The organism is Saccharothrix longispora (assembly GCF_030852425.1).
Lineage (GTDB): Bacteria > Actinomycetota > Actinomycetes > Mycobacteriales > Pseudonocardiaceae > Actinosynnema > Actinosynnema longispora.
The window spans coordinates 71,461-94,416 of the sequence record NZ_NSDM01000012.1 but is presented as its reverse complement, the minus strand read 5'-3'; the positions used below and the strand labels follow the sequence as shown (position 1 = coordinate 94,416).

The window sequence follows — 22,956 nt, the reverse complement described above, 5'->3', positions numbered from 1 at the left end:
CGTGATCACCAACCCGACTCGCCAACGCACACTACGCGGCCACAAGCCCACCCGTCCCACGCCGCGCGCCGCCAACACCGCCGAACACCAGGCCCTGCTCGCGGGGCGGCTGACCCCACGAGACAGGTGGATCGTCAGGATGCTCTGGGAGCACCGGGTCCTTACAGCCCACCAGATCACCGCACTGGCCTTCCCCAGCTCCCGTTCCGGGCGCCAGCGGCTACGCGAGCTCTACCTCTGGAGCGTCGTCGACCGCTTCCAGCCCTTCATCAGCCTCGGCACCGCACCCATGCACTACGTCCTGGCACCCGCCGGTGCGGCCGTACTTGCGGCCGAGGACGGCTTGGACGTCAAGAGGATGGGTTACCGGCACGACCGCGCCTTCGGCATCGCCCACAGCCTGCGCCTCGCCCATACCGTCGGCGTCAACGAGTGGTTCACCGCCCTGGTCGACCGCGCCCGCCACCTTCGACAGGGCGAGCAGGTCGCGCTGGCGGCGTGGTGGTCGGAGGCCCGCTGCGCCCGCTACTTCGGCGACCTGGTCAAGCCCGACGGCTACGGCCGCTGGTTTGACGGCAACCGACGGATCGACTGGTTTCTCGAGTACGACTTCGGCACCGAGGTCCTGACCAAGCTCGTCGGGAAACTCACCGGCTACGCCGCCCTCGCACAGTCCACCGGCATCACCACACCACTGCTCGTCTGGCTGCCGACCTCGCGCCGCGAAGCAACCACTCGCCAGCTGCTCCACCAAGCTTGGCGCGAACTGCACGACCCACGCTCGGTACCGGTCGCCACCGCGGCGGCCGAGCTACTCGACCCCAACGCCGTACATCCCAGTCCGGCCGACGAAGTCTGGCTTCCTCTCGGCACGCCGGCCGGCGACACTTATCGGCGGTCGCTGTCCGAGCTGTCCGACGTCTGGGCTCACGTCGCGGCCCCGGCCGTCGTCGACGATGATGCTGCGGCCGCTCCCGCCCCGAACTCGCCGCACTCGACGACCCCACCGCCCTCGCCGATGCCGCCCGCAGCGACGACGCCACAAGCGTGAACCGAGCGATTAGTCGATGAAGGGGTGCTCGCCGGAGTCGACGGCGAGCTGCTTAGTGGATAGGACCACCACCGGCAGGCGCTGCGCCTGCCGGTCGTCCAGGTCAACATCATGATCGGCGAAGCGGAGAGACCTACCACTCGCTCGACGGGCACAACGGCTGGACGCCACCTGTCCGATATCGCCTGGTCAAGCCTCGACTGAGCCAGCCGCCCGGGCTGCTCTCTCGATCTGCGCGCGCTGGTTCTCCCAGAAGGCCGCGTCCTGCCCCCGCCGGGCCATGCCCTCCCAGTCCATCTCGACCTCGCCGTCGAGCTGTTCGCGCAGGATGTCGGCGTGCCCGGCGTGCCGGTTGGTCTCGGTGAGCACGTGGACCAGGACGTTGAACAGCATCACGCCGGGACGCGGCCACCAGGGCACGTGACCGGGCGAGTCGACGGCGAGCGCGGTGATGGTCGCGTCGGAGTGCGCCCAGGCGCGCCGGTAGCGGCCGGTGATCTCCTCGCGCGTCTCGTGCTCGGTCGCCCACATGTCGGCGCCGCGCCGCTCCGGGTCGTCCCAGCGGGCGACGGGCTCGGGGAACGGTCGACCGAAGACCTCGCCGAAGTACCGGGCCTCCGACAAGGCCAAATGCTTGACCAGGCCGAGCAGGTTGGTCCCGGTCGGCGTCAGGGGACGGCGGACGTCGTACTCGGACAGCCCGTCGAGCTTCCGCAGCATCACCTCGCGGACCTCCCGCAGGTCGCCGTGCAGGTACTCCTTCGCAAAGTCATCGATCATGGAGTACGAGCCTGCACCATCAGCCCCGCCCTCGGCCGTCGGCCCGCAACAAATCCTCCGCGAACAGTGCGGGAGCCCGCGGTATCAGTGGGATTAGGCGACGAAGCCGGTGCATTGACCGAGCCATCCTAGCCGGCACAGACGACCAGGGCAGACTGAGTGGCCGCTGACGACCAGCCCGCCCCGATGTGTCACAGGCTTGTGGGCAAGCGAGTCTGGGATACCAGCGGATCCCCCTACAGCCCCGTGAGCAGGCTCTTCGTCGATCGGAGGGGGTGGCGTTCTAACAGGATCCCCAACCTGATCCCCAATGTGATCCTCCATGTGAACCCGCGACGGAAGTCACCGTACGCGTAATCGATCTTCAATCTGACCACACAGAGCGATCGGTTAAAAGTTCGTCATGTAGACACAATTCCACCAAAGCCACACTCACAAACACTGGCACACCGAGCATAAAATCGAGGCGACATAAGGAGATGTACCCGAAGTGCACCGGAAGCACCTCACCTATTTTTAGCTGATTATACCGTTCGACTGCCGCGCCGCGTCTGCCACAAACAATGATTCCCGTGCAGCCAGGGCTCCGAAACAGGCGTAGCGAGGATCGGCGGGCTTGACTGTCAGGCGGATTAGGTACGCGTTGGACGGCGGCTTTCGCAGGGCTGCGCCGTCTTCCGGTTGGTGTCGCGCTGCTGCGGGAGGAAGAGGGGGATGCCCTCGGCGAGGCGCCAGGCGGCGTCGCACGCCGTGCAGGTGGGCCAGCACCACTGCTGCTTGGTGGGGCGCGCAGCGGGAACGGTCAGCTCCGCCCCGCACAGCGTGGCCGTCTCCTGGGTCGGCATGGCGTTGTCGTCGATGGCATGACGTTCGCCGTCGTGGGGTTGCCAGCGGAACGGGCGCAGTCCCATCAGCGGATCCCCTTGTCGTAGGCGTCGGCCCAGTGCGCGATGACTTCACCGGACTGGGCTGCGGGCAGGGCGCGGGCGTGGAGTTCGCGGAGTCGGCGCTGGTGGTGTTCGACGGCGTGGTGCTTGTCGTGGAAGACGGTGGTGATGCCGCTTTCGCTGTAGGCCAGCGGGCGCAGTGGTGGGGCGAAGGTGAGCAGTGCGGCGTGGTGGCGCAGGGCGAGGTGGGTTGGTGCGGTCATGGGGATGACGTGGACGGTGATGTGGGGTTGACCGGCTTGCAGGGTGAGGTGGAGCAGTTGGTCGCGCATGACGGCGCGGTTGCCGACGACCAGCCGCAGGGCGGTTTCGTGGATATAGAGGGTGGTGTCCGGCGGGGTGCGGCGGTGGAGGAGGTTGTCCTGACGCGCGACGCGTGCGGCGGCCAGGTTCTCGTCGCCGGTCAGTGCGCGGGCGTAGGCCGCGGTCTGGGCGAGGGCCGGGACGGTGAGCGGTTCGTAGACGGTGACGCTGTGGGCGAGGTGTTCGTGCAGTGTCAGGGCGGTGAGGGTGTCGGGGCTGCCGTGGTGGGACCGGGTGAACGTGCCGGTGTCGGGCTCGTGGGCGATGGCCATGACGCGGTCACGGGTGGCCTTGTCTGCGGCGCAGCGGCCGAGGAGGGTGGCGATCTCCCACGGGCTGGTGCCGCGGCTGCCGGTCTCGAGTTTGCTGAGCTTGCCCAGCGACCAGCCCAGGCTTTCGGCGACGACTGCGGAGGCCAGGCGGGCGGTGTGGCGGATGCGACGTAGTTCCTCGCCGAGCTCACGGCTGTGAGCGGTGCTCAACCTCGTGCTGACGGGCGACTTCTCGTCGTCGGTGTCCATCGACGTTCCTCAGTTGTGCTCGGGTGCCGCGACACTGCCGACGGCGATGATCAAGCTTCGGTCTGATGCGGTGCGGACCAGGCTGATAAGCCCGGCCGAGCGCGGCCGCATACGAACGGCATGGCGCGTCCACGTTCAGCGCGTGGGCTTGTGTCGACCGCTCCGTCGGCTGTCGGGGTCCTGCCGGCGCAGGGAAAGCGAGCGAAGATCAAGTCGAGGACGGCTTCGAGGAGTCGGTCGTGATCGCCAGCGGACAGCAACTCCGGTCGAACCTGGCCGTCTTCGCGCCATCGAGCATCAGAACCCGCCCAGTCGCGCGTCCTGACGAAACCAGCATCCATCGCCTTCCCTTTCACCCCGCCGAAATCGGTAGATACGCATTTCAACCAGGACCGGTACGATCAGGGAACAACGCAAACAGCCGACACGCGGATTTGCCCCCTATTTGCCCCCTAGCGCAGGCGGAGGCGACATGAGCGACGACGAGCACTCCGACATGACCGAACCGGCCGGCGTCCGACTCGCCCGCGAGATCCGCCGACGCCGCACCGAAGCCGGACTCAGTCAGCCACAACTGGCCCGAAAGATCGGCTACACCAGGCAGTACGTGTCCCTGGCCGAACGCGCTGGCCACAACCTCCCTTCAGCCGAGGTGGTCAGAGCTCTCGACCACGCCTTGGGGACCGGAGGTGCGCTGATGGCACTGCGAGAAGAAGGAAGGAATGAACAGAAGCGACTTCGCCAGCAATATGGTCGAGCAGCTAATGAACAGCAGAAAAACCTACTAGACGACGTTGCCGACGTCCGCGATGCAGGCAGCCGCGCACGAATCGAATTTCACTCAGACGACACTGCTGTGACAATGTCAACGGGCGATGCGGCACCCTCCGCGTGAGGACAACGAACGATTGGTCCGGATTGACCAAGCTCATCGTGCCGATCCAGTCTGAGCCTCTTCCTTCCGTGGTCGGCTTGACGGAAGTCGAGGAGGTGCGTACCGCTGCACGGTCTTTCGAGAACTGGGACGCTCTCTACGGCGGAGGATTGGTCCGCACGGCCGTCACCGCGCAACTGCGGTATTGCGCCGACCTGCTGGGCGCACGGTGCTCGGACAAGATCCGCCCCGCCCTGTTCTCGGCCGTGGGGTACCTCGGTCACGTCACCGGGTTCATGGCTTTCGACGCCTACGCCCACGACGACGCGCGTCGCATGTTCCGCTTCGCCCTGGCGTGTGCCGAGGAGGCAGGGGACTGGCACCTGCGTGCCAAGGTGCTCTCCTCGATGGCACGCCAGGCGATCTGGTGCGGTGATCCCGACAGTGGGCTGACGTTCACCGAGTTGGCACTGGTGCGTGCCGATCGGTTGACCTCCACCGAGCCGGGCCATGCTGCACACCGGTCGTGCCCGTGCGCTGGCCAAGCTCGCCAGGATGCAGGAGACGGCGAGCGCGGTCGGTGCCGCCGACGAGGAATTCGGCCACAGCCGCCCGGACGACGACCCGCCGTGGATGCAGTACTACGACACCGCGCAACACGCCGGGGACACCGGGCACGCCTTGTGGGACACCGCCGTCCGAGGACACTTCTACGCGGAAGCCCGGGACAGGCTCGCCTCGGCAGTGACCGGACACGGTGACGAGTTCGCCCGTGCCCGTGCGATCAGCCAGACCAAACTCGCCTCCCTGGTCATGGCCGTCGGAGATCCGACGGAAGCCGCCATGCTCGGCAGCCTGGCGCTGGACTGGGCGGGCACCGTGAAGTCACGACGCGCCGCGGACGACCTTCGCGATCTTCACCGCTTCGCGCTTGTGCACGACAACGTCACGGAGGTGGCCGAGTTGCGGCACCGCATCGGCACGGCGGTGGTCGGATGACCGACGCCCAACGAAGCAGCAGCCGTGCGGCCCTCGAGAGCGCCGCCGCGAAAGCGGGCTTGGACACGGCAGGTACCGCGGTGATCCGGCTCGGGGAGAACGATCTCTACCGACTGCCCGGCTCCCTGGTGGCCCGGGTCGCGCGCATCGGGCAGGACGCTGCGGCGGCCAAAGAGGTACAGGTAGCCCGGTGGCTGGAGGACGGCGGCGTGCCGGCCGTACGCGTGCTGCGGGAGGTGGAACAGCCGGTCGTGGCCGAGGGCAGAGCCGTGACGTTCTGGCACGAACTGCCCCCGCACGAACCCGGTTCCAGTGTCGACGTGGCCGTCGTCCTGCGCCGCTTTCACGCCCTCTCACCGCCGCAAGACTTCGAGCTGCCCGAACTGGACCCATTCGTGCGGCTCGCCGAACGCATCCAGGCCGCGTCCGTGCTGAGCGACGATGACCGGGCCTGGATGCTGGGGCGGCTGGCAGCACTCCAGGAGGCCTACGACGCCCTACCGCCCGGCCTGCCACACGCGGTGGTCCACGGCGACGCCTGGGAAGGCAACGTGGTCCGTACTCGTGATGGCAACGTGGTGCTGCTGGACTTCGAGCGCTGCGCGCTCGGCCCACCGGAATGGGACCTCGTCTCCACCGCCGTCTCGCACGTCACCACCAACTGGATGAACACCGCCGAATGGGCCGCCTACAGCAGGGCCTACGGCTTCGACGCCACCACCTGGGCCGGATTCAACACCCTGCGCGACATCCGCGAACTGCGCATGACCACCATGGCCATCCAAGTAGCAAGCAGCAACCCGGCGCGCTATGCCCACCAGGCCGCACACCGACTCGCCTGCCTACGCGGTCAACACGGCTCCCGGCCGTGGAGCGGCTGGCATGCGGTGCCGTAACGCTCACTGCCGGCCATGCTCGGCGTCACGAAGAAGCGCGATCACAGAGGTGGACCGCGCCGACTCAGACTTCGCGCAGCACCAAACGGCCACCGCACCCGCCTGGCTGGTCTACTACGACGAGGCCGAACACGCAGGCAGCAGCGCCAGGGCGCTGATCCCTATCGCCATCGCTACCGGGCGGCCGGGTGAGGCCGCTGAACGCCTGGGGACGGCGATCCGTTTGCACAGCGACGCCTATCCGCGGTCGCGGGCGTTCTCCAGGACGCGCTTGGCCGCACTGCACATGTCGATCGGCGACCCACATGAAGCCACCGCACTGGGGCGACAGGCCGTTGCGAACGCCGCGATTTTCCACTCCCAGCGGATGAACGAGGAGCTGCGCGCCCTGATGCGCGCCGGCGAACAGCACCTGGCGATCCCTGAGGTGGCGGACCTGTCGCACTCGCTGGCATCGGCGATCAACGATGCCTGACGTTTCCGACGTCGACAAAGACCAGGCCGCCTACCGAGTACTGGCCGCCGCAGGCGGACAAGCAGGTGTACCGATCTCCGGCGCGGAACTGATTCGCGACGGCGTCAACGTCCTCTACCGACTACCGGGCGACATCATCGCCCGCATCGGCCCCGACGGCTCCCGCGAGACCGCCACCCGCCTGCTGCACACCTCGCACTGGCTGGCCCGCACCGGCATACCCGCGGTCCAAGCACTCGACGACATCGGCCAGCCCACCATGGTCGACAATCGGCCCGTCACCTGGTGGGTGAGCATCCCGGAACACCGATACGCCACCCCCGCCGAACTCGGCACCGTGCTCAAACGACTCCACACACTGGCTCCGCCCCTCTCACCGCCTCTGCCTGTGCTCGATCCCTTCGCTGGGCTGGACGAGGCGCTCACTGCCGCCGCCACACTTTCGGAGCACGACCGGACGTGGCTCAAAGACCTGCTGAAGAGGTTGCACCGCGAGTACGCGCAACTGCAGAGCGGATCACCCCGGTGCGTGGTCCACGGCGATGCCTGGCAAGGTAACGTGGCCGTCCCCGCCGACGGTGTCCCCGTGCTCCTGGATCTCGACAACCTAGGACTCGGCCTTCGCGAGTGGGACCTCATCCCTCTGGCTGTCGACCTCACCGACTTCGCTCGTGTCACATCTTCGGAGTACGCGGCGTTCGTCGACGCATACGGCGGTTACGACGTCACCACCTGGCCCGGCTACCGCACACTGGCTACCACAACCGAACTCCGCTGGACCGCCTTCGCCCTGAACAAAGCCAGCACCGATTCCAAAACGAGGGAGCAAGCACACCATCGAGTAGCTTGCCTGAAAGGAGAGGTCAGACAACCATGGTCATGGACCGCCCTTTAAAGAGGATGCAGACGGCTCAGTTGATTCGCGAGTCAGCAAGGACCCATTGAGGCAATCCATACCTTTCGAGGGCGAGGAAAAAACCTGCGGGACAAGGACCACTAAGCTGGCCGACGCGTTCAGAACGTCCCTGCATGTTTGGCCCAACCTCGAGTGCTGAAGGTGCTGGCGGTGCGGTAGGCGTGGATGCCGGCGGCCGGGTAGTCGATGAGCCGGTCGGGCAGGGCGTCGAGGGGGAACCAGCGGACCGCGGAGCACTTGTCGGGTTCCCGGTTGGTCGGTGTCCCGATCCAACGGCGGGTTTCGAAGAAAAGGCCGAGCCGGGGTTCGGGACCGGAGCCGTTGACGTGCAGGGTGTGCACCAGGCGCAGGTCTTCGAGGTCGAGATGGACACCAACTTCCTCTTCGGCCTCGCGGACGGCGGCGTCGAGGACGGACTCTCCCGCGTCGAGCTTGCCGGAGGGCAGGTGCCAGAGGCCGTCGAAGAGTGGGTTGGTGTCGCGGCGGCGGGTGAGCAGGATGTCGTCGTCTCGGACGAGGAGGACGTGTACGTCGATCAAGTGTCGGTCGGCCATGGGTCCTCGTCGTTTGCTTACGCGGTCTGGGACCGGCGCAGCTTACGAGGTGTGCGATTCGCCAGCGGAACCAGCCCTCAGCTGGGGCGATTTTCGACAATCATGCCGATAACCTCCCCATTGCGCCTTCGTCGTGTGGACCGCGGGTAGTTGCCTCGGGTCAGACCATGAGTGGTGTCGGCGTACCGATCGGCTTCCGTCCAGCTGGTGGCGATGGCGGCTTCGAAGCGGCTGTGCACGTTGATGCGCCGCTCCGGACCACGGCATCATGCGGCATGGCAGGCATCGCGAGTGGGGTGCTTCGGCGCGATGCGCGCCGAAACACCCCGGCTCGTCCTACGCGAGCGACATCACGCGCGGAACGACGGCTCGTCGGCCGATCAGGTCGTCGCCTCAGTACGCAGGATCAGCGCGGGCAGGGCATCGACGATCTCAACCGTACGGACGCTCAAGCGGACGATACGCGCCAATAGGTCGAGCACGTAGCGCGGGTTGCCCGACTCCTTGGACCGGTCGTTCGGGTCGTTGATGTTTCCGGATGCCTTGTCGACCCGCAGTTGGTACCGGTCGATCAACCAGTCCACGGCGGTCCGCGGGCCGAGCAGGTACCGCTGGACGTCGGCCGGTATTCCGGTCAGTTCGATCCTGCTGTTGTACTTGATCTTTGTCTTGTCCGGGACGAGCTTGCCGCCCTCGCGCACTTTGGCGTACGCCATCTTCTCGATACGGAAGAACTCGAACGGATCACCTGTCGCCACGACGTCCGTCCCGCCGAGCGGGTACGGGGCGAGCGACTCATACCCGACGTGCAGCTCGAACAGTTCCTTGCCAGCGTCGACGAACGGTCGCGCGTCAATGACCAGGGGTATGCGCGGCAACAGCTTCTTCAGGTCGGCGGCGTAGGTTTCGCGGTACTCGGGTGAGTGCAGCATCCCGTAGGCGTAGTGGAAGACGTCGTCCTTGGTGATGTCCTGACCGTAAGCAACGCGGAACAACGCGAGCGTGTGATCCGTGATGTTGTCGACACGTCGGTGCCCGTTGACGATGTCACCGCCTCCCAATTCGAAGCCGAGGGCGCCTTCGACTCGTATGTCCAGCGGGGGAAGAACTGGCCCGTGTCGAGCAGGTGGAGATCCGGGATGGTGTCCGTCGCGATGACGCTGAAGTCGTAGTGGGACGCGACGCCGGTCAGCAGGAAGCCCTTATTGGGCAGGTCGTCGGACGGGAACACGAGGGGCAGTCGACGTCGATCCTCGTTGAGGTCCGCAGAGAAGTAGACGTGTTGGCGTTGGAAGGGTCGGTAGATGGCGAGCCGGTACGCGGTGTCGTCGTGCGCCAGGTCCCGTCCCTGGTCGTGTCGCGCGATCAGGCGCCGCGACCAACTGATCAGTCGTGGGTCCTTGGTGGGAGTGGGACTCCCCTTGGCCTCGGTGTACGTCCGGATCACGCGCTGCACGTTGTCGGCCAGGGTCGAGCGCGAGAAGTTGTAGACCCATGAATCCCGGTTGGTCGTGAGCCCTTTCGATGACAGTGCGAAGACCCCGTCGGTTCCCTTCTCCCACAACGGCAAGAAAGCAGCGAAGTCGTCGCGGCGCTGCCGTAGCCAATCACCCTGTGCGTTGGGGATGATCCGCCGGGAATCGGCGCGGAGGATCGACCCGGCGTCAACGACCTCTTGGAGCTTTTCCTGAGCAGTCGTGAAGTCCCCGACCTCGGCGTAGTGGATCCGGCACCCTCCCGTCGCCGCCGGGTTCTTCACCAGGACGACGATGGCGATGCCGGCTATGGAGCCGCCGGCGCCCTTGGCGTACGCCTCGAAGACCGGTCGGCCCTCGGCGCCCGCGTTGCGACGGTTGCCGCGGAGGTTGAAGATGTGAATCGAACTGAACTCGTCGGTCAGGGCTTTCCTCATGCCGTCGGCAGATGCCGAGTCCAGGAACCCTCCGTTGGTCACGTAGGCGATGACGCCGCGCTCGCGGATTCGCAGGGTCGCCCACTTGATGGCGCGGACGTAGCTGTCGTAGAGCCCTCGGATGGAGGACTTCGCGGCCCGAGCCGCGTAGGTGTCCCGGATCGCCTGATCCAATTCTGGGTAGGCCTCGTTGGCGTTGTCGTCGTTGGCCGATTCTTGTCCCACCGAGTACGGCGGGTTGCCCACGATGACAGTGATCGGGAGCCGCTTCAGCCGTTCGAGCCGCTCGTTGTTCTCGCGGAGCACCTCGAAGTCCAGTTGGGCACCGTCCTCCCACGACTGGAAGGTGTCGGTCAGGATCAGTCCGGGGAAGGGTTTGTAGTCCGCGCTGTCGAGGTGCCCGTTCACGGCATCGAGGTAGGTGGTCTCGATGTTCACCGCGGCGATGTAGTAGGCCAAAAGAAGGATCTCGTTGGCGTGCAACTCGGACTGGTACTTGCGTGGGAGATCCGCCGCCTCGATCAGACCGGACTGGATTAATCGAGTCACGAAGGTGCCGGTGCCCGTGAAACCGTCGAGCACGTGCACGTTCTCGTCGGTGAGCCCTTGGTCGAACTCCGCGCGCAACACATCGTCCGCCGACCTGAGGATGAAGTCGACGATTTCGATCGGGGTGTAGACGATGCCCAACTTGTCGACGGTGCGTTTGAAAGCAGTCGAGAAGAACGTGTCGTAGAGTTCGACGATGATCCGCTGTCGCCCTTCGGCGGTGTCGATGCCCTGTACGCGCGTCCGCACCGACTCGTAGAACTTGACCAGGTCGGCGTTCTCCGACTCCAGATTGTGCTCATCGAGAGTGGCGAGCATCTGCTCCATGGCGCGGGCGACGGGGTTGTGGGCGGCGAAGTCGTAGCCTCCGAACAGCGCGTCGAACACCGGGCGGGTGATCAGGTGTTGAGCCAGCATCTCGACCGCGTTGGCGCGCGTGATGCCATCGTTGAGGTTGGCTCGCAGACCGTCGAGGAACTTCTCGAACGCGTCCGCCGCTCCGGCGTGGTTGGTGTCGAGCAGACCTGTGATGCGGGTGATGTGCGCTTCCGCGATGCGCGCGACCGACTTCGCCCAGTCTTCCCAGTACCGGCGCGAGCCGACCTTGGTGACGATCCTGGCGTAGACGGCGTCACGCCACTCGTCGAGCTGGCGGAGGCTCAAGGTCAGCGCTTGCTGGACGCCTTCGCCGTTGCGGGCGCGTGCTCCGCCGCCGACGCCGATTACGTTGATCCGGTCCGAGCGCTTCTTGGTGAGGTCGATCTTGTTGATCTCGGCGTTCAACCGTTCGTCGTGCGCGCGAAGAGCCTGGAGGACCTCCCACACCACCTGATAGCGGGTATTGTCCCGCAAGGCGGTTTCGGGTGTGACGCCTTCTGGAATCGCTATCGGGAGGATGATGTAGCCGTACTTCTTGCCGGGTGCCTTGCGCATCACCCGGCCAACCGATTGGACGACGTCGACGACCGACTTGCGCGGCGACAGGAACATGACGGCGTCGAGCGCCGGCACGTCCACTCCCTCGGAGAGGCAGCGGGCGTTGGCGAGGACGTGGCACGCCCCGTCCGGTACCTCGGCACGCAGCCAGTCGAGCTTGGCGTTGCGCTCCAGCGCGTTGAAAGTGCCGTCGACGTGCTTCACCTCGCAGTCGAGCCCGTTGCGCCTGCCTGCGTCGTCGGTCTCGTGGACCTCGACGTACCGGTCGACGATGCTTTCGAACATGCCCTCGACCTTCTTCGAGGCTTTGATCGTCCCGGCGAAGGCGACTGCGCGACGCATCGGCTCGGGGTCGGCGCCGAAGTCGTGCTCAGCTTGCCCGCGCTTGGCCAGGCCGTTCCAGCAGCCGACGATCTTGGCCACGTCGTCGAGCTGGAGCTCGCCGCTCTCGTCGGCGAGCTGCGCCTGGAACGTCGAGGCGACCATCTTGTTGTCGACGGCCAGGACGAGCACCTTGTAGTCCGTCAACAGATCGCGGGCAACGGCCTCACCGAAGCCGAGCCGGTGGAACTCCGGACCGTAGACGGCCTCGTCATCCATCGACACGAGCACCGCGTCGGCGTCGCCCGCTTTCGCCTTCGTCGACTCGTCGTAGATGCGCGGCGTTGCCGTCATGTAGAGCCGCTTGGTGCCTTTGACGTAGTCCGCGTCGTGAACGCGAACGAACGGTGACTCGTCCTCGTCGACGAGGGTCACGCCGGTCGTGCGGTGGGCTTCGTCGCAGATGATCAGGTCAAACGGCTGGATGCCGCTCTCGGCCTGCGCGCGTGCCACGACGTCGATCGACTGGTACGTGGAGAACACGACGGTCATCGCCCCGGGCTCGGCCGTCGCGCGTCTCAGTCGCTCGGTGAGCACTTTGATGTCGGTCGTGGCCGGCAGCGCCAGGTCCACGGTGGCGATGTCCTCGTTCTCGTTGCGTGACCGGGCGGTGGACTTCCGGTCGGAGCACACCGCGAGCGGCGACAGTGGGATCTCTGCCTCGACTGACCACTCCCGCAGCGTTTGGGACAGCAGCGAGATCGACGGCACAAGGAACAGCGCGGAACCACCAGGGCCCACCACCTGCTCGGCCAGCCGCAGGGAGGTGAAGGTCTTGCCGGTACCGCAAGCCATGATCAACTTGCCGCGGTCGTGCTCGACGAACCCCGCGGCAGCCGAGTCGACGGCCACGACCTGATGAGGGCGCAGGGCCTTCCTGCCGACGGTGGTCAGCACCTCCGGCGCCTCGATGTCGAACCGCGCCCAATCGATGGGGCTGGCTTCGAGGTCCGACAGCCCGATGCGCCGGACGGGAATTTGCTGGCCTTTGATCGCGTTTTCGGCGAAAGTGTTCCACTTGTCGGTGGTCGAGACGACCACGCGCTCGACGAACCCCTCCTTCCCCGATTCGGAGAGGAAGCTGTCGATGTCCGCCTTGGAGACGATCGAACCGGGCGAGTAGAACTTGCACTGGATGGCGACGTACCCCTCGGTGAGCCGGTCCTGGGCGACCAGGTCGATCCCGGCATCGTGCCTACCCCCGTTGCCGGGCCACTCACCCCACAACCAGACGTCCTTGAACTGGCCGGCGTAGACGGGATCGGTTACGAGAAAAGCTCGCACGAGCCGTTCGAACCGACTCCCCTTGTCCACTTCCGAACGCGCGGAGACGCGCAACCCGGACAGCACCTCATAAACCGATGTCACCCTCGACAGCCTTTCCGTAGAAATAGTTGCAAGCGATTTTTTGCATGCCGATTCGCGGCGATTTCGCCGGAATTCGGAGAGCATGGACCCGCGTCAGGCGGGAGAACCTGTCAAGATCACAGCGGAGCTCGACGAAGCCGGGCATCCGCGGACACGGCGACACTGCGACCACGCCGAACCCCGGATCCGGCGAAGCCGTCGGCGACCACGTTCCACGCTGCGGGTCCCTCGGTCGTACGACCGGGTGTCACCACGATGGCGGTGCGGGACCCCCTGCACCGGCGCGCTTCGACGTGGATTCCGCATGCCGGAGGACCGGTGGCCGTGTGCGGCCGACCGGGAAAGCCGCCCGGCTACGCGGGTCCGTCACCCACGACCCCGCAGCGGTCGACGGACTCGGTGAGGTCCTCCACCGGTGTGCCGGTGGAGGACCTCACCGGTGTGCGGTCAGGTGGAGGAGACCTCCGCCTGCTGGTTGGCGTTGTTCGTGGCCCTCGTCGAGGCGTCGCGCAGAGCCCCGGCCACGGCGGTCAGCTGGGTCCGGTAGCTGGTGGCCCAGTCCGAGCGGAACGAGTCGGCGTCCGGGCCTGACCAGCTGGCGCCGTCGATCTGGGTGCTGAGGGTCGTGGCGATGGTGTCGATCTCGTCCGCCTTGAAGGCCAACTGGCCGGCCAGGACGCGGATCGCGTCCACGTCCATCCCGTAGAAACCGGGCATAGCTCCTCCTCTGTCAGTCCGGCAGTCCGATGTGGACCACCTGGGCCTTGCCCCCCGTGACGTGCAGTGCCCGTCCCGGCGGGAAGTCGGCGCGGTTGAGGCGCGCGGGGAACGGGGTCTGGAACAGGGGGCCCGCGTTGGCGTCCGGGGCCAGGGCAAGCCCTGCGCGCCCCGCTCGGACGGTGTTCGCGAGCATGCCGCTCTGCAACGCGGTCGCGTCGCCCTCGGCCACGACGAACCGCTCCTCGTTGACGCACGTACGCACCAGGCGCTGCAACGGCTGGTCCGCGGGGGTGTTCGCGAAGTCGGGGAGGTTCTCGACGACGACGGCCACGAACTGTCCGGGTGGTGCGGCGGCGACCTGTTCCAGCACCGCCTCGGTCTGAGCCGCGACCTCGGCGGCACCGAACGCCCTGGTGGCCCACACGTCCAGGTCAGCCAGTGGTGACCGGCGGTTGCCGAGGTAGTGCAGTCGTGCCGCCGGGTCCCAGCGCAGCAGGGCCAGTACCAGGGCACGCAGGGTGGTGGTGCGCCCGGAACCCGGCGGGCCGGCCACCAGGAAGCTGCCGCGCGGTTCGAACGCGCAGGGGCCCAGGGTGTCCGACCGCAGGCCGAGCACGGGTCTGCCGTCCAGCGACGCGGGCAGCGTCGTCAGCTCCACGCGGTCCGCGAGCCGCTGCACTGGCGGCGCCTCGATCGGGGCGTGGCGCCGCATGGCCCGCGCGAACCGGCGCACGTTCGCCGCCTGCGAGCCCGCGTCGGTCTCCTCGCCGAGCACCGCGACCTGGATCTCCGCACCGCGCAGCAGGCCCCGACCGGGCGGCGAGGCGGGGGTGAGCACGTCCGGTGGCAGGCCCATCAGCAGGTACTCGTTCTCGTCCGCGAGCCGGAGGGCCACCCTGGTCTGGATCGCCGAGGCGAGCGCGGACGGCACGGAGGCCACGCGGTCGGCCGACAGCAGCAGGTGCACGCCCACCGGGCGGCCGTCGTTCACGATGCCGACCAGGGTGTCGAACCACTTGGCCCGCTCGCCCGTCTCGTACGCCTGGCGGAACGCGGCCGCGCCGTCGAGCAGCAGCAGGATGCGCGGGTCGTCGGGTGCGCCGGGCAGCGCGCGGTAGTCGACGATGGTGCCCGCGTCGCGACCGGAGTAGCGCGCGGCGCGTTCGTCCACCACCTCGCGCAGCCAGGACAGCAGCCGGGACACGCGTTCGTGGTCCGATCCCGGGATGACGCTGCCGACGTGCGGCAGCTCCTCCAGCACCGCCAGTCCGCGCGCGCCGAAGTCCAGCCCGTAGACGTGGCAGCGCCCGCTCCGGGCGGCGTCGCCGGCGGCGATGGCCAGCGTGCGCAGCAGGGTGGTCTTGCCGGAACCGCCGGTGCCGTAGACGGCGAGGTTGCCGTCCACGTCGGGCCGGAACCGCACGAGCGGCTGGCTCTGGTGCTCGGGGTCGTCGCGGAGCGCGAAGACCAGGCCGGGCTCGTGCCCGGTGGACAACAGCGGTGACAGGTCGTAGTGGGCCGCCAGCTCGGGCAGCCACGGGCGGCGCGGCGGGGCGATGCGCGCGCGGGCCGACGCGCCTCGGATGGCGGTGACCATGCGGGTGATGTCGGTCGGGCCGAGTTCGATCGGACCGTCGTCCTCGACCGGCGCGCGCCAGGCGGCGCCCCCGCCGAAGCGCAGTTCCTCGACCAGGATGTCCGGGGGCGGGGCCACCTCGGGGGTCCACCCGCCCGCGTACCCGGCCTGGAAGGGCACCAGCCTGCCGGGTCCGCTCTTCGACACCGCGCGGCCCGGTAGCGCCGGGTCGAAGAACGCGGCCTGCGGCGAGCCGAGCACGTCGGTGCTGTCGGCCTCGTCGGCGGTGCGCAGCGCCAGCCTGAGGTTGGTGTTGGCGCGCAGGTTGTCGCGGATGACGCCGGCGGGCCGCTGGGTGGCGAGGATGAGGTGCACGCCGAGCGAACGGCCGCGTTGCGCCACGTTGACCACGCCGTCGACGAACTCGGGCAGCTCGGTCACCAGGGCGGCGAACTCGTCGACCACGATCACCAGGCTGGGCGGCGCGTCGACGTGCCCCTGCTTCTCCAGCTCCACCAGGTCCTTGACGCGGTACTTGGCGAACAGCTCCTCGCGGTGCTTCAGCTCCGCCACCAGGGACACCAGGGAGCGCCGCACCAGGTGCGGGCTGAGGTCGGTGAACAGCCCGACGGTGTGCGGCAGGTCGACGAACTCGCGGAACGCCGAGCCGCCCTTGTAGTCCACCAGCAGGAACGTCAGCCGTTGTGGGCTGTGCGCGGCGGCCATCGCCAGGATCCACGACTGGAGCAGCTCGCTCTTGCCCGAGCCGGTGGTGCCGCCGACCAACGCGTGCGGGCCGTCGACCCGCAGGTCCAGCGCGTGCGCGCCGAGGGCGGACGTGCCGATCACGGCGCGCAGCGTGCCCGCCTGCTTGATCGGCCGCTCGGGCGCGAGCGGACCGGTGATGATCGACCGGTTCTCCAGCCACCGCTCCACCACGGCGTCGGGTGAGGCCCGGAGCTGCGGTTCGGGCACGGTCAGCAAGGACACCGAGTGCGGCAGGTCGCTCTGGTCGTCCGCGCGGACACCGGTGTCCACCAGGGGGGACAGCCGTCGGGCGAGGTCGAGGGCGGCCGCGGCGTCGAGCACCTCGGGGTTCAACGGCGCGACCTGCTCGCCGGTACCGGCGAACCCGGCCTCGGCACCGCCGGGCCGCACGGAGGCGAAGGTCCGGCAGGCGGCGGGCAGGAGCGCGGTGTCGGCCGCGAGCCACAGCACGTGCACGCCGTGGGCGTGGCCGACCTCCGCCAGCCGCACCAGCCTGCTGCGCTCGACCGGCGCGTCGTCCTCGACCAGCACGAAGACGTGCGGCAGCGGTTGGGCGCGCTTGACGAGGAGGTCTTCCAGCTCGGAGATCAGCGCGGTCGCGGCGGTGGCGTCGGAGGTCAGGTGCCTGCCGGTGAGCGGGCTGTGCGGGGAGGTGGTGTGCGGCAGCCACTTCAGCCAGTCCCAGTCCACCGCGGAGTGGGCCGAGGCGAACCCGGTGAGGACCACCTCGGCCGGGGAGTGCAGCGCGGCGACCTGGGCGACGAGCGACCTGGCCACGCCCAGCGCCACCTGGCGGGGGCCGGCCACGCCGAGGGCGCCGGTAGCGACGACCGGCACGTCGTCGACCTCGGTGTGCGGCCGGGTGGCGGTGACCAGTTCGGCGTACAGGTCCGGTGGCAGCCGCCTCGGGTCGGGCAGTTCGATCGAGTTGAGCGACGGTTGCCTGCCCGTGCCCAGGCGCAGTTCCAGGAAGCCGGGCTCACCGGGGCGGCGCGTCCACAGCAGCGGGCCGCCCTGCCTCGCGGCGTCCAGGCAGTCCGCCGACGAGGGGTGTCGGCGCAGGCGCGCCCGGACCTCCTCGGTGTTGACGCGCACGGCGCGGGTGACGAGGTCGTCGACGGCGGCGCGGAACACCTTGAGCGCGGCCCGGTGCGCCGAGCGCCCGGCGAGCACCGACTCGACGGCGTAGCCGATGACCATGAGCGGCGTGAGGGCGACGAACACCAGGGAGGTCGCCGACTTCGTGATCAGGTAGAGCACCGCACCCATGAGCACCGGCGTGAGCAGCGGGACGATCGGGAAACGTTGCCTCGGGGGTGGTTGGGGCGGTTCGGGGGCGACCAGTTCGACGCCCTCGTACGCGGGGTCCAGGCGCGGCGACCGGACGAACGGGAGCACCGCCCCCTGCCGCTCGGCGGCGTGCAGCACGCGCACGGTCAGCTCGGTGTCGCCCACCCGCACCCGGTCACCGGGCCGCAGCACCGACCGGGACACGGCCGCGTCGCCGAACTGCACGCCGTTGGCGGAGCCCAGGTCGATGACCTCAGCCACGTCGGTGATGTTGACCCGGGCGTGCTTGCGCGAGACCAGCGGATCGGTCAACCGCACCTCGCAGGCCGGGTCGCGGCCGATGACGCTGCTGCCGCGGTGCAGCGGGAACGTCCGCCCGCGGTCCGGGCCCGCCACCACCTCAACCACCGCGGCACCGCCCGGACGCGGATCGACGTAGGTCTCGCCACCCCGGCTGGTGGCGACGATCGCGCCGGAGCGCAGGCCGCTGTCCGCCACCCGCAGAGCGGGGTCGAGCACACCGCCGCCGAGCAGGTCCAGCGTCCTCGTGCCGGGGTCGGACCGACCGGTCGGCTCGGTGCGCACCAGGTGCCCCGCGAGGTCGGCGACGGTGGTCGCGGAGTCGACCGCGGCCACGAGGTCCACGTCCGGCAACCCGGACCGGCGCAGGGTGAACTTGATCTTCACCGGAGACCGCCCCGCAACGAGCGCGGGTTGACCGCGCCGCGCCAGCGCCGCCACCGGCCGACGCTGCGGCCCATCCCCCGCCGTGCCTGGTCCACGCGCGCCCAGAAGTCCGCGACGGCGGCCTCGGCGGGGTCACCGGGGCCGAAGACGAGCGAGTCGGCGGCGCGGGCGAGGTCGCGGAACTGCTGCTGGACCGGCGTGGTGGCAGGACCGGCGGGCTGCGCGGTCCACGTGTTCGCCGCGAGCACCAGGTGCTCGGCCTCCTCCAGCCGGGTGGTGCCGGTCGGCACCCGCGCGCCGAGGTCGCGCGCGTGGTCGACCAGCTCGCGCCAGCCGCGGGCGAGGCGCCGGGCCGTCGGCCCGGTGGTGCGCCTGCGGGTCCGCCGCCGCGCCTTGAGCCCCGTGATCGCGCCGACCACCGCCGCCACCGCCAGCACGGGTGGTGATCCCCATGCCAACACCGCCACCAGCCACGCCGGGAGCTGGAAGCCACCGCCGTCGACGACCCGGCGGCCCGTGTTGGCGTCGACCTGGTCGGCGTCGGTCAGCGAGTCGGGCGTCCGCACCGCGTTCGGCGGCGGCACGATCGAGGCGTCGGTGTTCTCGACCTGCTGCGGCGGTTGCCGGTCCGGGCGCTTGGAGCGGTCCGGCATGAAGTCGGTCACCGGCAGCCACCGGCCGTCCGCCACGTGGATCTCGGCCCACGCGTGCACGTGCTCGCCGCGCACCACGCCGTCCGCGCCGGGCGTGGCGCCCAGTACGACCCTGGCCGGCACGCCCAGCTGGTTGGCGACCAGCGCGTACGCCGCCGCGTACTGCTCGTCGTTGCCCGCCGGCTTGTCCGCGTTGAAGAACCTGGACAGCCGGGCCAGACCGTGTCCCGGGAGGTACTCGCTCTCCCCCGGACCACCGTCGGTGTACGCGCCGTTGTCCCGCAGGTGCGCCGCGACGGCGCGCAGCTTGTCGCCCGTGGTCGACGCGCCCCCGACCCACTGCGCCACCTTGCTCCGCACGAACGCCAGGTCGGCCGGGTCGACCGCGGGCCGGCCGTGGGGCTGCACGTCCGGGGGCAGCTCCTCGGACTGCAACACCGCGTGCACGGTGTAGCGGTCGTCGGCGCGCAGCCGGTCGCCGACGATGGCGGACGTCGTGGCGAGGTTGTAGCGGAGGTGCTCGGTGTGCGCCGCCGCCCGGTCGCCGGTGAACGACACCCGCGTCGGCCGCCCCACCGTCGGCAGCCAGGCGCTGACCTCCTCGGCGGACGCGAACGCCGCTCCCACGGTCACCGTCACCTCGACCTCCTCGCCGTCACCGGTCGTCGGGATGCGCGCGCCGACCCGTTGGAAGCCGTTGCGCAGCAGCGCGTCGGCACCGGTCAGGTCGTTGGTGGCCGCCCACACGGAGCCGTCGTAGTCGTCGAGCACGGCGATGCGCACCCGCTGCCCGGCGGGCAGTCCCTCGACGGTGAACAGGGTCTGGTCCCAGAGCTGGTTGGCGTCCTTGGTGTACCGGCGGAACCCGACCAGCGGGCTGGCGTAGACGCCCACCTCCACCGGCGGCCGCACGTAGTCGCGCAGCACGACGCGGTGCGCCGGAGCGGGCAGCGCGCCGCCGACCAGCGCCACGGCGCCACCGGCGACGCCGAGCAGCACGCAGGCGGTCACCGCCCGCCGGAGCCCAGCGGACGAGCGGCCCGACCGGCCCGCCTGCACGCGACGCCCTTGCCGACGGCCGCGCAGCCCGCTCCAGGCCAGCGCCACCACGGCGAACGCGACGCCGGGAACCCCCGAGGACTCCAGCCCGGTGCCCAGCAGGACCACCGCGAGCAGCACCGCGAGCGGGACGGCCACCGGAGCCGCGCTCGCCCCGACCCTCCGGGCCAGGGTGAGACCGCCCGCCCCGCACATCAGGCCGAGGACGTACGGGATCACCAGCAGCGGCCCCGCGCCGTCCACCGGTGGCAGCGTGGTCAGCAACAGCATCCAGGCGTGCACGAGCAGCTCCGCGAGGCGCGCCACGCTGCCCGGCGTGGGCAGCACGCCCGCCACCACCTGCTCCCGGGCGGCGACCACGCCGCCCAGCAGGAAGAACACCACCACCGCCAGGAAGCCCGCGGCGACCACGGGATGACGCGTCCTGACGGCGACGTGACCCACCACGAGTCCGAGCACGAGCCCGGCCAGCCCCACACCGAGGAACGCCCACCCCGTGAAGGTGGTGCGGAAGCCCAGCAGTGCCAGGGAGAACAGCGCCGTGAGGAATCCCGCGTCCACGAGGTCCGCCCGGCCTGGCAGGTGCGACCTCATCCCAGACCACCTCCGACCAGCAGCGCGGGCAGGTCGGCCAGTCGCCCCAGGGTCAGCACGTCGCCGGACAGCGCGGTCCGGGCCGAGTGGTCCACCCGCACGACGACCTTGCGCACCTCGGGCGCGAACGCGGCCGTCGTCGCACGCAGCTCGGCGAACGACAGCCCCGTCCCGGTGACGACGATCGCCGTGGTCATGTCGGGCACCACCTGCACCACCCGCGTCACCGACGCGATCAACGGCGTGGGTCCGGTCACGGCGCGGGTGAACGCGTCCAGCGCGGGGCGCGCGGCCGCCCGGTGCGCCACCTGCCCGGCGGCCAGCACGCTCGTCTCCACCTCGTCCGCGATGGCGCGCACGGCGATCGACGCGCCGACCGACACGGCGGTCTCGAAGTGCTCCGCGTCGGGGTAGGCGGCGGCGTCGCCGTCGACGACGACGGCCAGGTGGGCGCGCCGGGTGTCCAGGTACTGCCGCACCAGGAACGTCCCCGGCGTGGCCAGCTTCGCCGAGGACCGCCAGTGGATGTGCCGCTGGTCGTCGCCGGGCACGTACTCGCGCAGCGCGTGGAACGCCAGGTCGCTCATCGACAGGTCGGCCGTGGTGCGCCCTTCCACGTCCCGCAGCAGCCCGGACGCCATCGACTCCAGCGGCACGGTCACCGGGTGCGCGAACAGCTCCACCGGGTCGGTCCAGGTGACCGTGCGGCGCAGCAGGCCGAGGGGGTCGCCGCGCACGGTCGTGGCCGGACCGACCACGACCACGCCCCGGCGGTCGGTGGGGATGTCGAAGTGCTCGGTGTGCTCCCGGTTCCCGCCGGGCACGTCGAACGACTCCACCCGGTCGCCCACGGGCAGCTCCAGCGCCGACGGCAGCACGCGCCCGGCCGCGGTCGGCTCGACGTCCACCCGGCACCGCGCCACCCCGCCGACGACCACCCGTCGCCGGTCCAGGCCCACCCGCACCCGCAGCGTCGCGCGGCCCAGCGTCAGCAGGCACGCCAGCGCGAACACCACCACGCCGGTGGCGCCCACCAGCACCAGCTCCGACCAGCCCAGCTCACCGCCCAGCCACCAGCCGGCGACCGAGGTGACCAGGACGAGCCGGCCGAACGGGGTGACCGCGCGCGACACCCGTCCCACGGCCGCCGTCGCCTCCCGGAGCCTCACGCGACGCGCTCCATCGGGGCCGCCACGTCCGTCAGGAGCTGGGCGATCACCTGCTCGACGGTGACCCCGTCGAACTGCGCCTCGGACCGCAGCAGGACGCGGTGGCCGAGCACCGGGACCGCGAGCTGCTTGACGTCGTCCGGGCCGACGAAGTCGCGGCCGTGCGCGATCGCCCACGTCTTGGCGCACCGCACGTAGGCCAGGCAGCCCCGGACCGACACGCCCAGCCGCACGTGCGGGTGCGTCCGCGACGCCTCGGCCAACCTGCTGATGTAGCCGAGCACCGCCGGGTCCACGTGCACCTGGTCGGCGACCGCGGCCATCTCCGACACCGCCGAGGCGGAGAGCACCGGGCGCAGTCCCGCGGTGCGGTCGCGGTTCGCCGCGTCGGCCAGCAGGGCGACGGTGGCGTTGTGGTCGGGGTAGCCGACGCTGGTCTTCATCAGGAACCGGTCGAGCTGCGCCTCCGGCAGCCGGTAGGTGCCGGCCTGCTCGACGGGGTTCTGGGTGGCGATCACCATGAACGGGGACCCGACCGGCCGGGTCGTGCCGTCCACCGTCACCTGGCCCTCCTCCATCACCTCCAGCAGCGCCGACTGGGTCTTGGGCGAGGCCCGGTTGATCTCGTCAGCCAGCACGATCGAGTGGAAGATCGGTCCGGGGCGGAACTCGAACTGCTGGGTGCGCTGGTCGTAGACCTGCACCCCGGTCACGTCGGAGGGCAGCAGGTCGGGCGTGAACTGGATGCGCGCGTTCGTGCCGCGCACCGTGGCCGCGAGCGCCTTCGCCAGGGAGGTCTTGCCGGTGCCGGGGTAGTCCTCCAGCAGCAGGTGGCCCTCCGACAGCAGGCAGGTGAGCGCCAACCGCACCACGTCCTCCTTGCCGACGACGGCGCGCGAGATGTTGAGCGTCATCTGGTCGAAGGCGTGCGCGAAGGTGCGCACCTGGTCGGGCGTGGCGGGCATGGGGATTCCCCTT

Annotated in this window: 17 protein-coding genes; 6 read left to right on the top strand and 11 right to left on the bottom strand. The window is 69.5% G+C overall.

Annotation, left to right across the window (positions count from 1 at the left end; genetic code table 11):
• Window position 1 precedes the first annotated feature (1 nt).
• Window positions 2–1,051: a replication-relaxation family protein gene (locus CKY47_RS25940; RefSeq protein ID WP_306748806.1), complete on the top strand. Its 1,050-nt coding sequence runs from the start codon at window positions 2–4 to the stop codon at window positions 1,049–1,051.
• Between the two features lie 189 nt (window positions 1,052–1,240).
• Here CKY47_RS25940 and CKY47_RS25935 read toward each other — a convergent pair whose 3' ends face one another.
• From CKY47_RS25935 to CKY47_RS25925, 3 genes are all read right to left on the bottom strand, one after another.
• Window positions 1,241–1,831: a DinB family protein gene (locus tag CKY47_RS25935; RefSeq protein WP_306748805.1), complete on the bottom strand. Its 591-nt coding sequence runs from the start codon at window positions 1,829–1,831 to the stop codon at window positions 1,241–1,243.
• A gap of 632 nt (window positions 1,832–2,463) precedes the next feature.
• Window positions 2,464–2,742, bottom strand: a complete 279-nt coding sequence (locus tag CKY47_RS25930) for an HC3 family zinc finger protein (protein WP_306748803.1) — start codon at window positions 2,740–2,742, stop codon at window positions 2,464–2,466.
• Complete coding sequence (locus CKY47_RS25925; protein WP_306748802.1) at window positions 2,742–3,602, bottom strand: helix-turn-helix domain-containing protein; 861 nt, start codon at window positions 3,600–3,602, stop codon at window positions 2,742–2,744. Before CKY47_RS25925 ends, CKY47_RS25930 begins: the two co-directional genes overlap by 1 nt.
• A gap of 472 nt (window positions 3,603–4,074) precedes the next feature.
• On the opposite strand from CKY47_RS25925, the gene CKY47_RS25920 reads away from it, so the two are divergent.
• The 5 genes from CKY47_RS25920 to CKY47_RS25900 all read left to right on the top strand — a co-directional run bounded on the left by CKY47_RS25920 (window position 4,075) and on the right by CKY47_RS25900 (window position 7,741).
• Window positions 4,075–4,497, top strand: a complete 423-nt coding sequence (locus CKY47_RS25920) for a helix-turn-helix domain-containing protein (protein WP_306748799.1) — start codon at window positions 4,075–4,077, stop codon at window positions 4,495–4,497.
• A gap of 489 nt (window positions 4,498–4,986) precedes the next feature.
• Window positions 4,987–5,475 (top strand): NsdA family TPR-like regulatory protein, encoded by a 489-nt coding sequence (locus tag CKY47_RS25915; RefSeq protein ID WP_306748797.1) that lies wholly within the window; start codon window positions 4,987–4,989, stop codon window positions 5,473–5,475.
• A complete protein-coding gene (locus tag CKY47_RS25910; protein ID WP_306748795.1) occupies window positions 5,472–6,371 on the top strand; it encodes an aminoglycoside phosphotransferase family protein in 900 nt (299 codons plus the stop codon). The genes CKY47_RS25915 and CKY47_RS25910 overlap by 4 nt, the downstream gene beginning before the upstream one ends.
• 49 nt (window positions 6,372–6,420) lie before the next feature.
• Complete coding sequence (locus CKY47_RS25905; protein ID WP_306748793.1) at window positions 6,421–6,846, top strand: NsdA family TPR-like regulatory protein; 426 nt, start codon at window positions 6,421–6,423, stop codon at window positions 6,844–6,846.
• Entirely contained in the window at window positions 6,839–7,741 is a 903-nt protein-coding gene (locus CKY47_RS25900; RefSeq protein ID WP_306748792.1) for a phosphotransferase, read from the top strand. Before CKY47_RS25905 ends, CKY47_RS25900 begins: the two co-directional genes overlap by 8 nt.
• A gap of 119 nt (window positions 7,742–7,860) precedes the next feature.
• Here CKY47_RS25900 and CKY47_RS25895 read toward each other — a convergent pair whose 3' ends face one another.
• From CKY47_RS25895 to CKY47_RS25860, 8 genes are all read right to left on the bottom strand, one after another.
• Window positions 7,861–8,316 carry an NUDIX hydrolase gene (locus CKY47_RS25895; RefSeq protein ID WP_306748790.1) on the bottom strand — a complete coding sequence of 152 codons (456 nt, stop codon included), beginning with the start codon at window positions 8,314–8,316 and terminating at the stop codon, window positions 7,861–7,863.
• Window positions 8,317–8,696: 380 nt separating this feature from the next.
• Window positions 8,697–9,311, bottom strand: a complete 615-nt coding sequence (locus CKY47_RS25890; protein ID WP_306748789.1) for a type ISP restriction/modification enzyme — start codon at window positions 9,309–9,311, stop codon at window positions 8,697–8,699.
• Entirely contained in the window at window positions 9,203–13,546 is a 4,344-nt protein-coding gene (locus tag CKY47_RS25885; protein ID WP_306748787.1) for a DEAD/DEAH box helicase, read from the bottom strand. Before CKY47_RS25885 ends, CKY47_RS25890 begins: the two co-directional genes overlap by 109 nt.
• A gap of 363 nt (window positions 13,547–13,909) precedes the next feature.
• On the bottom strand, window positions 13,910–14,179 hold the full coding sequence (locus CKY47_RS25880; RefSeq protein ID WP_306748786.1) for a WXG100 family type VII secretion target: 270 nt from the start codon (window positions 14,177–14,179) through the stop codon (window positions 13,910–13,912).
• A gap of 13 nt (window positions 14,180–14,192) precedes the next feature.
• A complete protein-coding gene (locus CKY47_RS25875; protein ID WP_306748785.1) occupies window positions 14,193–18,503 on the bottom strand; it encodes a type VII secretion EssC family protein in 4,311 nt (1,436 codons plus the stop codon).
• On the bottom strand, window positions 18,500–20,809 hold the full coding sequence (locus tag CKY47_RS25870; RefSeq protein WP_306748783.1) for a transglutaminase TgpA family protein: 2,310 nt from the start codon (window positions 20,807–20,809) through the stop codon (window positions 18,500–18,502). Before CKY47_RS25870 ends, CKY47_RS25875 begins: the two co-directional genes overlap by 4 nt.
• Window positions 20,806–21,978 (bottom strand): DUF58 domain-containing protein, encoded by a 1,173-nt coding sequence (locus CKY47_RS25865; RefSeq protein ID WP_306748782.1) that lies wholly within the window; start codon window positions 21,976–21,978, stop codon window positions 20,806–20,808. Before CKY47_RS25865 ends, CKY47_RS25870 begins: the two co-directional genes overlap by 4 nt.
• Window positions 21,975–22,943 (bottom strand): AAA family ATPase, encoded by a 969-nt coding sequence (locus CKY47_RS25860; protein ID WP_306748781.1) that lies wholly within the window; start codon window positions 22,941–22,943, stop codon window positions 21,975–21,977. Before CKY47_RS25860 ends, CKY47_RS25865 begins: the two co-directional genes overlap by 4 nt.
• Window positions 22,944–22,956: the final 13 nt, after the last annotated feature.